General features: G+C 60.7%; 14 protein-coding genes. 5 read left to right on the top strand and 9 right to left on the bottom strand.

Features of this window, described 5'->3' with window-relative positions; genetic code table 11:
• Positions 1–66: 66 nt before the first annotated feature.
• The gene (gene thpR / locus ACA048_RS11815; protein ID WP_497629269.1) at positions 67–606 is read right to left on the bottom strand and encodes an RNA 2',3'-cyclic phosphodiesterase; all 540 of its coding nucleotides are present in this window, start codon (positions 604–606) and stop codon (positions 67–69) included.
• Between the two features lie 61 nt (positions 607–667).
• Between thpR and ACA048_RS11810 the strand changes: the two genes are divergently transcribed.
• Positions 668–862: a hypothetical protein gene (locus ACA048_RS11810; protein ID WP_497629268.1), complete on the top strand. Its 195-nt coding sequence runs from the start codon at positions 668–670 to the stop codon at positions 860–862.
• 14 nt (positions 863–876) lie between these two features.
• On the opposite strand, the gene ACA048_RS11805 is transcribed toward ACA048_RS11810, so the two are convergent.
• Together ACA048_RS11805 and ACA048_RS11800 are read right to left on the bottom strand one after the other, a co-directional pair.
• Positions 877–1,230 (bottom strand): DUF1428 domain-containing protein, encoded by a 354-nt coding sequence (locus tag ACA048_RS11805; RefSeq protein ID WP_497629267.1) that lies wholly within the window; start codon positions 1,228–1,230, stop codon positions 877–879.
• A 2-nt stretch (positions 1,231–1,232) separates the two neighbouring features.
• Positions 1,233–2,321 (bottom strand): hypothetical protein, encoded by a 1,089-nt coding sequence (locus ACA048_RS11800; RefSeq protein WP_497629266.1) that lies wholly within the window; start codon positions 2,319–2,321, stop codon positions 1,233–1,235.
• Between the two features lie 447 nt (positions 2,322–2,768).
• Between ACA048_RS11800 and ACA048_RS11795 the strand changes: the two genes are divergently transcribed.
• Positions 2,769–3,038, top strand: coding sequence for a hypothetical protein (locus ACA048_RS11795; RefSeq protein WP_497629265.1), 270 nt, complete (start codon positions 2,769–2,771; stop codon positions 3,036–3,038).
• Here the strand turns inward: ACA048_RS11795 and ACA048_RS11790 are convergent.
• From ACA048_RS11790 to ACA048_RS11780, 3 genes are all read right to left on the bottom strand, one after another.
• Positions 3,035–3,673, bottom strand: a complete 639-nt coding sequence (locus tag ACA048_RS11790) for a Vgb family protein (protein WP_497629264.1) — start codon at positions 3,671–3,673, stop codon at positions 3,035–3,037. The genes ACA048_RS11795 and ACA048_RS11790 overlap by 4 nt on opposite strands.
• 36 nt (positions 3,674–3,709) lie before the next feature.
• Entirely contained in the window at positions 3,710–4,921 is a 1,212-nt protein-coding gene (locus ACA048_RS11785; RefSeq protein ID WP_497629263.1) for a helix-turn-helix domain-containing protein, read from the bottom strand.
• Positions 4,922–5,257: 336 nt separating this feature from the next.
• A complete protein-coding gene (locus tag ACA048_RS11780; RefSeq protein WP_497629262.1) occupies positions 5,258–6,460 on the bottom strand; it encodes an NAD(P)/FAD-dependent oxidoreductase in 1,203 nt (400 codons plus the stop codon).
• A 246-nt stretch (positions 6,461–6,706) separates the two neighbouring features.
• Here ACA048_RS11780 and ACA048_RS11775 point away from each other — a divergent pair, with 246 nt between their 5' ends.
• The 3 genes from ACA048_RS11775 (at position 6,707) to ACA048_RS11765 (ending at position 8,243) form a co-directional block, all read left to right on the top strand.
• Positions 6,707–7,276: an RrF2 family transcriptional regulator gene (locus ACA048_RS11775; RefSeq protein WP_497629261.1), complete on the top strand. Its 570-nt coding sequence runs from the start codon at positions 6,707–6,709 to the stop codon at positions 7,274–7,276.
• 49 nt (positions 7,277–7,325) lie between these two features.
• Positions 7,326–7,727 carry a hypothetical protein gene (locus ACA048_RS11770; RefSeq protein ID WP_497629260.1) on the top strand — a complete coding sequence of 134 codons (402 nt, stop codon included), beginning with the start codon at positions 7,326–7,328 and terminating at the stop codon, positions 7,725–7,727.
• Between the two features lie 237 nt (positions 7,728–7,964).
• Positions 7,965–8,243, top strand: coding sequence for a DUF3303 domain-containing protein (locus ACA048_RS11765; RefSeq protein ID WP_497629259.1), 279 nt, complete (start codon positions 7,965–7,967; stop codon positions 8,241–8,243).
• A 44-nt stretch (positions 8,244–8,287) separates the two neighbouring features.
• On the opposite strand, the gene ACA048_RS11760 is transcribed toward ACA048_RS11765, so the two are convergent.
• From ACA048_RS11760 to ACA048_RS11750, 3 genes are all read right to left on the bottom strand, one after another.
• On the bottom strand, positions 8,288–10,717 hold the full coding sequence (locus tag ACA048_RS11760) for an efflux RND transporter permease subunit (protein WP_497629847.1): 2,430 nt from the start codon (positions 10,715–10,717) through the stop codon (positions 8,288–8,290).
• A gap of 27 nt (positions 10,718–10,744) precedes the next feature.
• Complete coding sequence (locus tag ACA048_RS11755; protein ID WP_497629258.1) at positions 10,745–11,818, bottom strand: WD40/YVTN/BNR-like repeat-containing protein; 1,074 nt, start codon at positions 11,816–11,818, stop codon at positions 10,745–10,747.
• Between the two features lie 150 nt (positions 11,819–11,968).
• On the bottom strand, positions 11,969–13,333 hold the full coding sequence (locus ACA048_RS11750) for a DUF1329 domain-containing protein (RefSeq protein WP_497629257.1): 1,365 nt from the start codon (positions 13,331–13,333) through the stop codon (positions 11,969–11,971).
• Positions 13,334–13,362 lie beyond the last annotated feature (29 nt).

Genomic DNA, 13,362 nt, shown 5'->3' with positions numbered 1-13,362 from the left:
AGCAGAACGGCCTCACCTGGCTTCCTCGGTTAAGGTGAATTTGGGCGCCCTCCTCGGGCGCTTTTTTTATGCGGGAACGAGCGTCCATTCGGCCAATGCCCGATAACGTCCCTTATGCGATTCAAACAACACAAAGTGATCAGCCCGCAGGAAAAACTCGGGCGGCGTCACGGACTCAGGCACCGGCAGCCGGTAGTCACGCATCAAGGTCAAATGCGGCCGAAATTCCTTCGGCGCATCCTCAAACCCAAACGGCAACATCGCCTGTTCCAGCGCATAGACCAGACGCAACAACGCCGGCGGCGCCTGCTCGGGCGCGAGCACCAGCACGCCTGCCCTGCGCCAGACATCCAGCCGATCAAGCGCCAACTTCAGCGGCACACCCGGCACGCGAACCTTCGCGGCAGCGGAGCAAATATCGGCGATCTGCGCCACGCCCACCGCGCCCAAAAACTTCAAGGTCAGGTGAAAGTTTTCCGCCGACACCGGGCGCCCGCTGCGCAGTTCAAGCGCGCTGCGCCATTGCGCGATCGCCTTGCGTTGCTCAGGCGGGCAGTTCAGGGCAAAAAACAGTCGTTTAAGCGGTTCATGGGATTCGTCGCTCACGCCTGGCACCTCCTGTGATGCACGTTATAGTTGAACCAACCGAAAACAACGGGAGGGGGCCATGCGGGAGATCATCAGCAAAGAGCCATGGTGGGCGATGCCACCGCAACCGGGGCAGGATGAGTCCGAGCTGGAATGGGGCTGGCTGGTTCACTATAGCGAAGGTGAGCCACGTTTCGAGTTCGTCAGGGAGCGGCCGACGGACAGTGAGATCCGTAATCGCAAGAGTTGCAGGACCACCCCGACAGCGGAGTGATCCCAGGGTTTGTTTCAGGCCTGAGTGATGATGTTGAATCCGCCGTAGATCATCCGCTGACCATCAAACGGCATTGGATTGACGTCCGGTTGCATGCGCGGGTCGGCCATCATTTTCTGCATGCCGGCATCGCGGGTAGGCTTGTCTGGCCAGACGATCCAGGAAAACACCACAGTTTCGTCATCCTTGAGTTTCACCGCCATCGGAAACGAGGTCACTTTGCCGTCCGGCACGTCTTCGCCCCAGCATTCAACAATGCTCAGGGCGCCGTTCTCCTTGAAAATCTTGCCGGCGATTACGGCGTGCTTCTTGAATTGTTCGCGGTTGGCGGTCGGTACGGCAATCACGCAGCCATCGACATAAGACATGGTCATTCTCCTGCGGGGGGTTGAGGGTCGATTTGCTGGTTAGTCGATTCCGTCGGGCTCCAATCGACAGACCCGCTGGCCGAATCGACCGACGGTGGTTCGGCACTTACCGCCAGGTTGCCCTCGATCTGCCCCGCCATGTATAGCGTCCCTGCCATCACGCCGGTCGTCGGATTTTGCACCAGCTTCATCCAGGCCTTGTCGAACGTATTGCCCAGGCTGCTGCGAATCAGCGCTTCGCTGTCGGGCCGGTCGGCGGCCTGAATGAGCGCGCGAATCCCGGCCACACCCACGGTGATCAAGCCCCCGGCCAGTTTGCCGGCCGCTGCGGCCACGGCGCTGGCGGCCCCGCGCGGGGCCATTTCCGCCTCCATGCGCTGACTGGCGCGCTTGGCCACAGGCGCCATGGCGGTGTCGGTCGAGCCGACGCCTTTGTCACCGCCGGCCTTGTGGATCTTGTCGATCAGCGCTGCGTAAGCCGGCAGTGAATTCAGCGGTTGCGTACGGACGACCTGATAAAGCGAGGCATTGCGCGCGGGCGGCGGGCCGAGGGCGATGGCGGGGATTTTTTGAATGCGGCTATTGAGTTGCGCCATCGGGATGCCGTGACGCTTGGAAATTTTCTGCAGCTCTTCCTGAAGAATGTCCACATAGAACGCCATGGACTGGCCGAGAATCGCGTCGGGATCAATCTCGACCGCGACCGGCGCCAGCACCCGTTGCTGATATTGCTCGAGCAAATACTCCGCCAGGCGCTTGGCCGAGGCATCCTGCTCGCCCTTGGCGTTTAGCGTGTACCAGCTGACCTTCATCGATAGCCATTCCTGGGTCCAGTAACTGCTAAACCAAGGGATGAAATTCTCTTCGGTCAATTGGTAGACCCGTGTGCGCCAGTAATCCATGGCCCCGCGCGAATAGATTCTGGTCTGCTCGGTGGCCGATTGCGACGCCGCGACGATTTCGCGGTCCACCTGCCGCCACGTGCTTTCGGACACGATCACCACAACCGGCGCCACCACCGGGGCACGCTCAGGCGTGGCGCATCCCGCCACTACCATCAACACGGCGACGATCAGCGAACGCAGGTTCAAGATCGCGGTTTCCTACAGTCGCCCTTGGGCAGAATGCCCAGAACTCAAAGGCCTATTGTTTGGAGTATAGGTAGCGATGTTTGTTCGGCGTGGGTTGGTTACCAGTTTTGAGGGCTTCATCGCGGGCAAGCCCGGCTCCCACAGGGATCAGCGTCGTCCACAAACCTGTGTTCCAGCACTGAACCCTGTAGGAGCAGAGCTTGCTGGCGATGGGGCCCTAAAGCACACCATCACTACCATCGATATTCACCATCGCAACGAATGCCTTCCGCAATAAAACCGTCAGGCGCACGATCCCCCCATCTCAACCCAACCCAACCCAAACCCCGCCTCGGAGGGCCACATCATGTTGATCCATCTCCTGACCTGCCTGGCCCTGACGGCCGTGACGTTGACCCTTTTTTCTCGTTTCATCCTGGACATCGGCCAGACCGAGGAGCACCCATCATGATCCACTCCGTCAGTCTGGCCGTGAGTTTTCCGGTGTTTGGCACCAACTACTACGCACAGGAATTCGTGTCGCGCAAAGAATTGTCACTGGTGTTCGACCCGAACTTCGAGGCATTGCTGATGCCAGCAGCGGCCAACCACTTCAGTAACGAAGTGGTCGGGCTCAATGATCAGTTCCGCTTTCTCAATGACGTGCTGGTTGAACACCTGCTAGAGATCGAGCTGGCCCAAAGTGCACCCCGCTCGTCGCGTCAGTTTACGTTCTAGGAAGACACGGGCCGACGAACGGCCCTGACTTTTCCGCTGTTGCCACCGCCGCAGAAAAACCGCTCGGCGCCGTCCGACTCAAGACCTGACACCCCCACTCCCGGCGGCATGTCGATAGTTTCCAGGACTTTACCGGTGATCGGGTCAATTCGCCGCAACTCACTTTCATCTTCCTCCCACGTGCCATGCCACAGATCGCCGTCCACCCACGTCACCCCGGTGACAAAACGGTTGGACTCGATGGTGCGCAGAATGGCCCCGGTATCGGAGTTGATCTGATGGATTTTGCGCGCGCGGTACTGACCGACCCACAGGGTGCCTTCCGCCCACGTCAGGCCCGAATCAGCGCCACCGCCGGGTGCCGGGATCGTGGCGAGCACACGGCCGCTTTGCGGATCGATCTTGTGGATGTGTTCGCCGGCAATCTGGAACAAGTGCTGGCCATCGAAGGCTGTTCCCGCGTCTGCGGCAACGTTGATTGAACCCGTTGAGTTTCCACTTTCCGGATCGAGGGCGTTGAGCTTTTCTCCGGAAGCAAACCAGACGCGCCGGCCGTCAAACGAGACGCCATGCACACTGTCGACACCAGGAAACGGGCCGTATTCACGGATGATTTCAGCAGTTGAGCGTTTCATGGTTGCATCCTCTTCACTGGGTGTGTGGAGTGGATCCTAATCACCCGGCAACAAAGCCGTGAGTAACAAAGTCGTCGCGAATCCCGGCAGCGGTGGCGTCATCCAGCGCCGGGACCGGCCACGGCCAAAGGCCTGCACTTTACCGGCGACCGCCAGCGCATCAAGCGCCCGTTGCACGCTGCGCTGACCGGTGCCCAGCGCCATCGCCAGGGCCGAACTCGACCACGACTCACCGTCTGCCAGAAACGCCAGCAGCGCGGCGTGCTGCTCCTCGACCGGGCGCGCCAGCACCACAACGTCCGGCGACACCAAGGCAAAGCCGCGCTTCGTCGCGGTGACCCCGGCCAACGGTCGAAGCGCCGCTCGCAGCCGTCCGACTTCGACGCGTAACCGCGCACGATGGGATTCATCACTGAGTTTCAAACGAAAAGCATAGGCGATGAGTGTTTCCCGGGGGACATCGGCCGGCCAGGCTTCGGCCAATGCCCGCGCGAGGGTGAACAACACCGGGCGCCTGGCCAGGGACACCGACATGCCAGCGCCGCGCACCACGTAACGACACGCATCGACCACCAACGACTGTGAGACGAGCAGCGTTTCAACCTCATCCAGCATCAGCGGCCGCGCCTTGCCCCGGCTGATCAAGCGGGCTGCGGGGGTGTCCATGACGCGAACCACAGTGTCGACTTCGGCGCTCAGTGCCGGGATCCCGGCCTCGGCGGCAAAGCGTTGGGCCCTTTCCAGCGCGGACCGCGCCTTTTTGATTTCCAGTCGGCGCATCGCAATGCCGGCCACCACCAGTTCATGCGCGGCGCGCAGGGCCGGCGGCAAGGGCGCCGGGTCCAGCCGAGCGAGCCGTTCCTCGACCTGATCGAGATGGCCGATCAGCAACAACCGTCGGATCTGCAGATACCGCGCGTGCGCCGCATTCACCCAATCCCCATGGGCTTCGAGCGTTGCCCGCGCCGTGTCGAGGGCTTTTTCCGGCCAGCTCAAATCGCGAGCAGCCAGGGCAATTTCCGCCTCGGCCACCATACAGCGCGCCCGAGCCATGGACTCTTTTGGACCAAATGCCCGCGCCGCCCGTTTGACCAGCGCCTTTGCGCGCTCCAGATCGCCGAGCTGGGCCATGGCGATACCGCGCAGTGCCAGCGCCGGCGCATCGTCGCGCAACGCAACCCGGCTCAACGCCCCAAGCGGGTCACCCGCAGCCAGCGCACGGGCGGCAGCAGTGATCAGCGAGTCCAATTGAATCGCGCCACAGTGGTCACTCCCATCGGTTGATGTCCGCTGCTTAGTCTATCTCACGCCAGTCAAACAACCCGGCGAACGAGCCTGAAATGCATGGTCATCGTGCAGTGCTGCCCCCGTTCGGTTGCGCAGCGACCGCAAAAACTGTACCTGTGTTCTCACTGAATGACAGCGAAAGCCGCTTCAGGACCGCTGCGCGCTCCAACGGGGGCCAAGCCCCTCGCCACAACGTGTAGGGTTGATCTCACAAGCCTTCCGCATCTAAAAAAAATCCCGCTCAAAGCCACTTGAATGGGATTTTTCTATGCGTGCAGCGGCATTGAGACAGCGTTGTTAAGCCACAGGAATCATTGGATCCGCGGCTGCCAACGCACTGACACGGTCGGCTGCCGGCGGGTAGATCCAAACGGTATTGATCTGCGTCTTCAGCTCTTTGCCTTCCTGCTTGACCAGTTTGACCTGACGATCCCACCCCTCGGTGTACACCGCGCCCCAAGCACCCAGATCCAGGCATGTCACGTACTTGGGTTGACTGTAAGGCGTCGGCTCCACGCCCAGAATCTGCGCCGCGACGTTGTTACCGGCGTGACGCCCCAGCGAGATGGCATGCTGGCAGGTCATCATTGCGTAGTTGCCGATGTCATCGCAGGCCGCGTAAGCCACATCGCCCGTGGCATAGATGTCGTCCTGGCCAATGACTTTCAGATGACTGTCCACGTGCAGACGGCCCTGGCTATCACGCTCAGCGGGGATCTGCTCAGTCAGCGAACTGGCGCGCACACCGGTGGTCCAGACCACGGTTTTGGCATCGATGCGTTGGCCATCGGCCAAGGTCACACCGTTCTCGTCGACGGCAACAACCGAAGACTTCAGGCGCCATTTCACGCCCAGCTCCGTGCTCGCTTCGGCAATCGACTGGCTGATTTCGGCCCCCATCGAAGCCCCGACCTTCTCGCCACGGTCAACGATGATCACTTCAATGTCGGCACCCTCGCCGAAGATTGCCCGCAGACGTGCCGGCATTTCGGTCGCCGTTTCAATCCCGGTGAAACCGCCGCCCGCCACCACGACGGTGTTGCGGGCTTTGCTGTCTGGCCGGTTGGCCAGGGATTTGAGGTGGTTTTCCAGACGCACGGCTTGTTCGATCTGGTCGACATCAAAGGCATGTTCGGACACACCCGGGGTGTTCGGCAGGGCCAGGCGGCTGCCGGTCGCCAGAACGAGTTTGTCGTAGCTGCATGTCTGTCGGGTGCCCGAAGCATCGGTGTAGCCGACACGTTTTTGCTGCACGTCGATGGTCTCTGCGGCGCCCTTGATGAACTTCACACACACCGCATCGAACAGTTCACCGATCGGCGCAGCCAGTTGATGAGCGTTCGGCTCGTAGAAGCGCGGACGCACACGCAGCTCGGCCTGAGGCGCCAGTACCGTGACCTCTACGCCGTTGTGATCATGCAGGTCGAACAGGCGCGTAGCGCTCAACGCCGTCCACATGCCGCCGAAACCTGCGCCGATGACCAGAATGTGCTGTTTCATGGTTTTAACTCCGAGGAAGACCAAAAGCTGAACTCGTTGCCGAGCGGACAACGGCGACTATAGTGATCCTAGTTGTGATGTGCAATATCGTTTTTACAAGGGTTGCTATCGCCAAAGCCAATACCTCGACAGACGCGCAAAAAGCTTTTATCTATAACAACACAGGGCAGATAGCGTTAGACATGGATTGTTGCCCCTCTAACCATCGACTGATAACATTGGCGACTCATTCAGTCGGAGATCCCGATGTCTCTTTACAGTGCGGGCGTTGAATACGGCATTCACTGCCTGATTTTTTTAGTGGGCGATTACGGCGATAGTCGTGAGGCAAGCGTGCGCGACCTCGCCGAGCTGCAAGGCGTGCCGCTGGACTACCTGGCCAAGATCTTCACCCGGCTGGCCAAGGCCAAACTGGTGATCGCCACCGAAGGCGTGCGCGGCGGGTTCAAACTGGCGCGGCCGGCGGACGAAATCAGCGTGCTGGATATCGTCAAAGCCATTGATGGCCAGAAGTTGATCTTCGATTGCCGCGAGATTCGCGGGCGTTGCGCATTGTTCGACGGCGCCCCGCCGCCGTGGGCCCTCGATGGTCCTTGTGCGGTACACGCTGTCATGGTGACGGCGCAAAAACGCATGGAAGACGCGCTCGCCCAGCAGACCATTCTCGATTTGGCCAGACGAGTCGGACGCAAAGCCCCTGCCGAATTCGGTGACCGGTTGAACAGCTGGATGAATGATCGACGGGAAAAGAAAACCGCCAGCAGTGCGCCGATCGAGGACGAGCAACTCATCCCGACGACCCATATCAGCGACTGACGATTCAACTATGGGCAAACCGGATTAGAGCGCTCTATGATTGAACCCCATGACCACTTCCGCTCCGATCCGCTCACCCTGCCCGCCCGGCGCCTGCACCTGCGGGCGTGACCCGCTGCTGGAAACACCGGGGGCGGATGTGCGCATTCTGTTTCTGACCCGTCAGGAAGAAAAACGCCTGCTCGACCGTCTGGAAAACCTCCAGAGCCTGGCCGACCTCGAACGCTTGCAACACCGGATGTATGAGCAATTGGGCATCCGCGTCGAAATCGTCCCCAGCCTCAACGAAGTGCGAACCATGCGCGGCATCGGCATCACCCTCGGCGAGCAACCCGGACTGTGCCGCAAAACCCGCCAGTCGATCCCGGCCGCCATTCGCCGCAGCCTGGAAAATCGCCCGGAAATCGCCTACGACATCCTTAACGCCAATGACCTGTTGCGGGATGCGTAAGGTCAGTACCGATGAAAACCACAAGCCGCCGCCCATGTTTCGCGGGTGAAACAGGCACCGGGCGCGACGTAGCTCAATCCTTGAAAAGACCATTAAAGAGGATCAGCGGTCGTACACGCACGGCCGGTCGCTGCTATGCCTTCACTGGGGACAAAGGGGATTCAGCGTAACCGAGGTCCCGGCGCCAGCCAGGTGCGCGAAGACAAACAGGTGCCGATCCGTATCAGGAGGTGGCCGATGTTATTCATCGTCAGTTGGTCCATTAACCCGGAAAACCGTAACAAGGCGATCGAGCGTTTTCTCAAGTCCGGGGCTGTTCCACCCACAGGCGTCAAGATGCTCGGACGCTGGCATGCCGTAGGCGGTTCGAGCGGTATGGGGGTTGTAGAGGCGAGTGATCTGGTGCCCATCCAGCAATGGGTGCTGGAGTGGAACGACATCATGAAGATGGACGTCCATGCGGCATTGACCGATGAGCAGATGGCGCCGCTGTTGGCAGCCACTACCGGTCAGTAACAGGCATCGGGGCGGTGATTCACCGCCCCGTTCCTGGTGTTGGCCTATTTCACTTTGCGCAACAGAAAGTGCGACAGCGCCGGGATCAGCACCAACGCCCCGACCATGTTCCAGATGAACATGAACGTCAGCAGAATGCCCATGTCCGCCTGAAACTTGATCGGCGACCAGGCCCAGGTGATCACACCCGCGGCCAGGGTAATCCCGACCAACGCCACCACTTTCCCGGTGAAGGCCACGGCATTGCGATACGCCTCAGTCAACGACAACCCGGCACGTTGCTGCGCCAGTTGCACGCTCAGCAGGTACAACGCGTAATCCACGCCGATCCCCACACCTAGCGCGATCACCGGCAGCGTGGCGACTTTGACGCCCATGCCGAGCCAGACCATCAAGGCTTCGCAGAGGATCGAGGTCAGCATCAACGGCACCACCGCCACCACCACCGCACGCCAGCTGCGGAAGGTGATGAAGCACAACACAATCACCGCGCCATACACGTACAGCAGCATGGTGCGGTTGGCGTCACGCACGACGATGTTGGTCGCCGCTTCAATCCCGGCGCTGCCGGCGGCGAGCATGAACTGGCGTTCGCCGTTGCTGTGCTCGCGGGCGAAGGTTTCGGCCACTTGCACCACACGGTCGAGGGTTTCGGCCTTGTGGTCCGACAGGTACGCCACGATGGGCATCATCGAGCAATCGTTGTTGAACAGGTCCGGGCTGCTGACCGAGGCCTGCTGGGCGCCGTAGTTGAGCACGTCCTGATTGCGCGCGATGGTCAGCATCTTCGGGTTGCCTTCATAGGAACCCGCCGTGATTTGCCGCACCGCGTTGGTCAGCGACACCGTGGTTTGCACGCCCGGTACTTGCTGCAACAGCCAGCCCAGGCGATCGGCTTCTACCAGTGATTCGTACTTCAGGCAGCCTTCGCTCGGGGTCTTGAGCATGATTGCGAACTGGTCGCTGGACAGCGAATAGTTGGCGGTGATGTAGGCGTTATCGCGGTTGTAACGCGAGTCTGAACGCAACTCCGGTGCACCGGGGTCTAGATCGCCGATCTTCAGATGATGGCTGACGACAATCCCGCCCACCGCCAACACACCTGCCACGCTCACCGCGATGGTGGCCCAGCGGCGCTCGGTGAATTTATCAAGAAAACTCCACAGCGCACCGATGCCTTTGCCGCGCAGTTCCTTGTTCTCGGCGCGCAAACTGCGCTCGGCCGCCTTGCGGCTCACGCCCCAGTACGACAGCAACACCGGCAGCAGCACCAGGTTGGTGAAGATCAGCACCGCGACGCCGATGCTGGCGGTGATCGCCAGGTCCTGAATCACCGGAATGTCGATCAGCATCAACACCGCAAACCCCACGGCATCCGCGAGCAACGCAGTCAGACCAGCGAGGAACAGACGACGGAAGGTGTAGCGCGCGGCGACCAATTGATGAGTGCCACGCCCGACGTCCTGCATGATCCCGTTCATCTTCTGCGCGCCGTGGGACACGCCGATGGCGAACACCAGGAACGGCACCAGAATCGAAAACGGGTCCAGCGCAAAACCGAACAACGCGACCAGACCCAACTGCCAGACGACCGCGATCACCGAACAGAGAATCACCAGTGCCGTACTGCGCACGCAACGTGTGAAGTAGAAGATGATGGCCGTGGCAATCACCGCGGCGACACCGAAATACAGCATCACCTGCATCAGGCCGTCGATCAGGTCGCCGACCAGTTTGGCAAAGCCGATCACCCGGATCTTGATCGGGCCTTTGCCCTCTTCGCCCGTCACGCGGACGCCGCCTTCGAATTCGTACTTGTCGCGCAGTTTCTCTTCGAGGGTTTTCGAGAACTGGTGGTAGTCGATGGCCTGCCCCGTCACCGGGTCTTTCTCCAGCAACGGCACGAAGATCATGCTCGACTTGAAGTTGTTGCCGATCAGGCTGCCGACAATGCCCGAGCGGGCGATGTTCTGCCGCAGTTGCTGCACGCTTGGCGCCGAGCCGTCATAGGAATCGGGCATCACCGGGCCACCCTGGAAGCCTTGCTCGGTAACTTCGGTCCAGCGCACGGCCGGGGTCCACAGTGACTTCATCCAGGCCCGGTCGACGCCCGGCGTGACGAACAGTTCGTCGTTGATCTCTTTTAAGGCGTCGAGGTAGTGCGGATCGAAGATGTCGCCGTTGCTGCTCTCCACCACGACCCGTACCGCGTTGCCCAGGCCGCGCAGGGCCTGACGGTTTTCCAGGTAGTTTTTGATGAAAGGCTGGCTCTGCGGGATCATTTTTTCGAAGCTGGCATTGAGCGTCAGCCGAGTCGTGGCGAAGAAGCTCAGTGCAATCGTCACCAGCAAGCAGGCCACTACCACCCACAAGCGGTTGTTAAAAATCAGCCGTTCCAAGGCGTTACCGGAGCGCGCGTCGAAGCCCTTGAGCTCGCGAATGACCGGCATTGTTTCGAGTTCGTGATGACCCATCATTGTGTTCTCTTTGTGATGCCGGGCTTATTCGAGGGGCAACTGGCGCAGGCCACGGGTGCCCGCAAGCACCAGCGAGCCGCCGGAAACCTGCGCGGCAGCCACGGGGGCCGGTGTGGTGTTCGGCTGAAGATGAAAACTCAAGCCGTCGTCAGCGCTGACCAGCACATGACCGGCCTGACTGACCAGCACAATCCGGCCATCGGCCGTGATGGAGCTGGCGGTGATGCTCAGGGGCAAGCCGAGATCGATTTTGTTCCAGCTCGCGCCACTGTCAGTGCTGCGGAACACGTTGCCGCGCAGACCGAACACCAGCGTGGCACCCGGCTTACCGGTGATGCCGAAAAAGCTGCCGTTATACGGCGTCGGTGTCGCATTGAACCGGCCGCTCGCACGGTCCAGCTTCAGCACCAGACCTTGCTCGCCGACGATGAACAAATCGTCGCCCACCGGGCGCAGTGCGTAGAGGTTCAGGGCGCTCGGATTGTCGGTGCGATCCAGCAACGGCGTCCAGCGGCGACCGCCGTCGTCGGTGCGCAAAATCAGGTTGAAGGCGCCGATGATGTAGCCGACCTGATCGCTTTCGAACCAGACATCGAGGAAGGGTTTATCGGCGCCCTCCTCGACCATGCGTTGGGCATCGCTGACCCGGGCTTGCAGATCAGCGTCATCCGGTTGGCTGGCGAGTTGAAGCTGATAGTAATCGAGCAGGATCGGGCCGACCTGACGCCCGTCCAATTGCCGGGCCCAGGTCTGGCCCGCATCGCTACTGTGCAAGACCACGCCGTCGTGCCCGACCGCCCAGCCTTGTTGTGGCGTTGGAAAATGTACGGCGACCAGGTCAGAGCTGACAGGCACTTGCGCCTGCTGCCAGTGCTGCCCGGCGTCGTCGGAATACAGAATGTGCCCGCGCTGGCCCACGGCAACCAGACGTTCACCCGCGTGAGTCAGCCCGGTCAGTGTCGACCGTGAAGCCAGGGCGCTTGGCAACGCCTGGGTGTCAAGCACATCGGCATACTCGCCGGCGAACACCGGACGGGTGAACGGCACGGCCATGGCAGCCGATAACGCGGCCAGCAAAAACCATTTGATCATTGTCATTATTGTTATCTCGGGTGCAACGTACAGACTGAACATCACCCATCCACTGTGGGAGCGTGGCTTGCCCGCGAATGCGGTTTGTCATTCAACATTAATGTCGACTGATACACCGCCTTCGCGGGCAAGCCCGCTCCTAAAGGGGTTGTGGGTTTAGCGGATGCCGGCGCCAGCCAGCGACTCGGCGGACCACTGAGCCTTGGACAGTGGATCGATGTACTTCAAGCCACCATAAGGACCGTAGAAACCGTTCACGTTGTAGGCACCGGAAATCAGGTCGTAGATCATGTGGTTGATCGTATCCGGCGCCTTCACGTCGTAGCTGTAGGTCATGTGCGCGAAACCGCCGCGGTAGAGCTGGCCACGGGCGTCATACTCGTCGGAGGCCAAAGCGATCCAGCTGTCCTCGTCGAGGTAGAACGTGCGCTTGCTGTAGATGTGGCGTTTGCCCGGTTTGAGCGTGGCTTCCACCACCCACACCCGGTGCAGCTCCCAGCGCATCAAATCCGGATTGACGTGGTTGGCCTTCATCACGTCGGCCGCGTCTTTGTGGTAGCTCAGCTTGTAGGTGTTGTACGGCACATACATTTCTTTCTTGCCGACCAGCTTGAAGTCGTAACGGTCCATCGCACCGTTGAACACGAAAGCATCGTCATAAGTCGCGGCGCCGACAGTACCAGGGTTTGGCGTGTCATAAGCCAGGTCCGGTGCCAGTTTCACGCGGCGTTGCCCTGGCAGGTACTGCCAGGCGCGACGCGGTTGTTGCAACGGGTTGACCGAGTCCATCAGCAGCAGCGCTTCACCAGCACGACGCGCAGGGCCGGTGTAGGCCAGCTTGATCTTGTAGTACGTTTCATCGGATGTCACCGGACCCGCTGGGCGCGATGGGGAAAAGAGCGGGTATTCGATGTTGAACACGCCGGTGGAACTCAACGACGCGGTGCCGGACGAGTCGACGTTCCACGAGTCGTACTTGTTGGTCATTGCCACGCCTTGATAGCGCTGCAAGTGGTTCCACATGGCTTCGTAGCCGTCAGCGGGGATCGGGAACGGTACGCCCGGCAGGGAGTTTTCCAGACCCAGCCCGCCGTCGATGGTCTTGGCCGTCACGGCGTTTTTCGCGGTGTTGTCCAAGACGGCCTGAGGCATGGCGACGCTACGGTGAGTCGGGTAGACATCCAGGCGATAGGTTGGATAGCGCGTCAGCAACGCCTGGGTAGTCGCGGTGAGTTTGTCTTTCTGTTCCGCAAGCTCTTTGCCAGTGATGACCAGGCGCGGTTTTTCGGCGCCGAACGGGTCCGGGCGGAACGAGTCGCCCGTTTTGAACTCGGCCGGAATCGTGGTCAGACCACCGGTGTATGCCGGAATGCTGCCGTCGGCGTTGGCCGCTTTGTCAGCACCGATCGCCGTCAGGCTGGTGCCGAGCTTGGCCGCTTGATCGGCAGTGACTGCCGCCTGGGCGGAGCCGACTACAGCCAGCGCCAGGGCGCTGGCCAATATTGATTGAGTAAAATTCATGGGGTGTCTCCTGTTAACACACAGCACTC

It is taken from the genome of Pseudomonas sp. LBUM1659 (assembly GCF_059716045.1).
The sequence above is the reverse complement of the archived record's forward strand: the minus strand, read 5'-3'. Positions and strand labels throughout refer to the sequence as shown.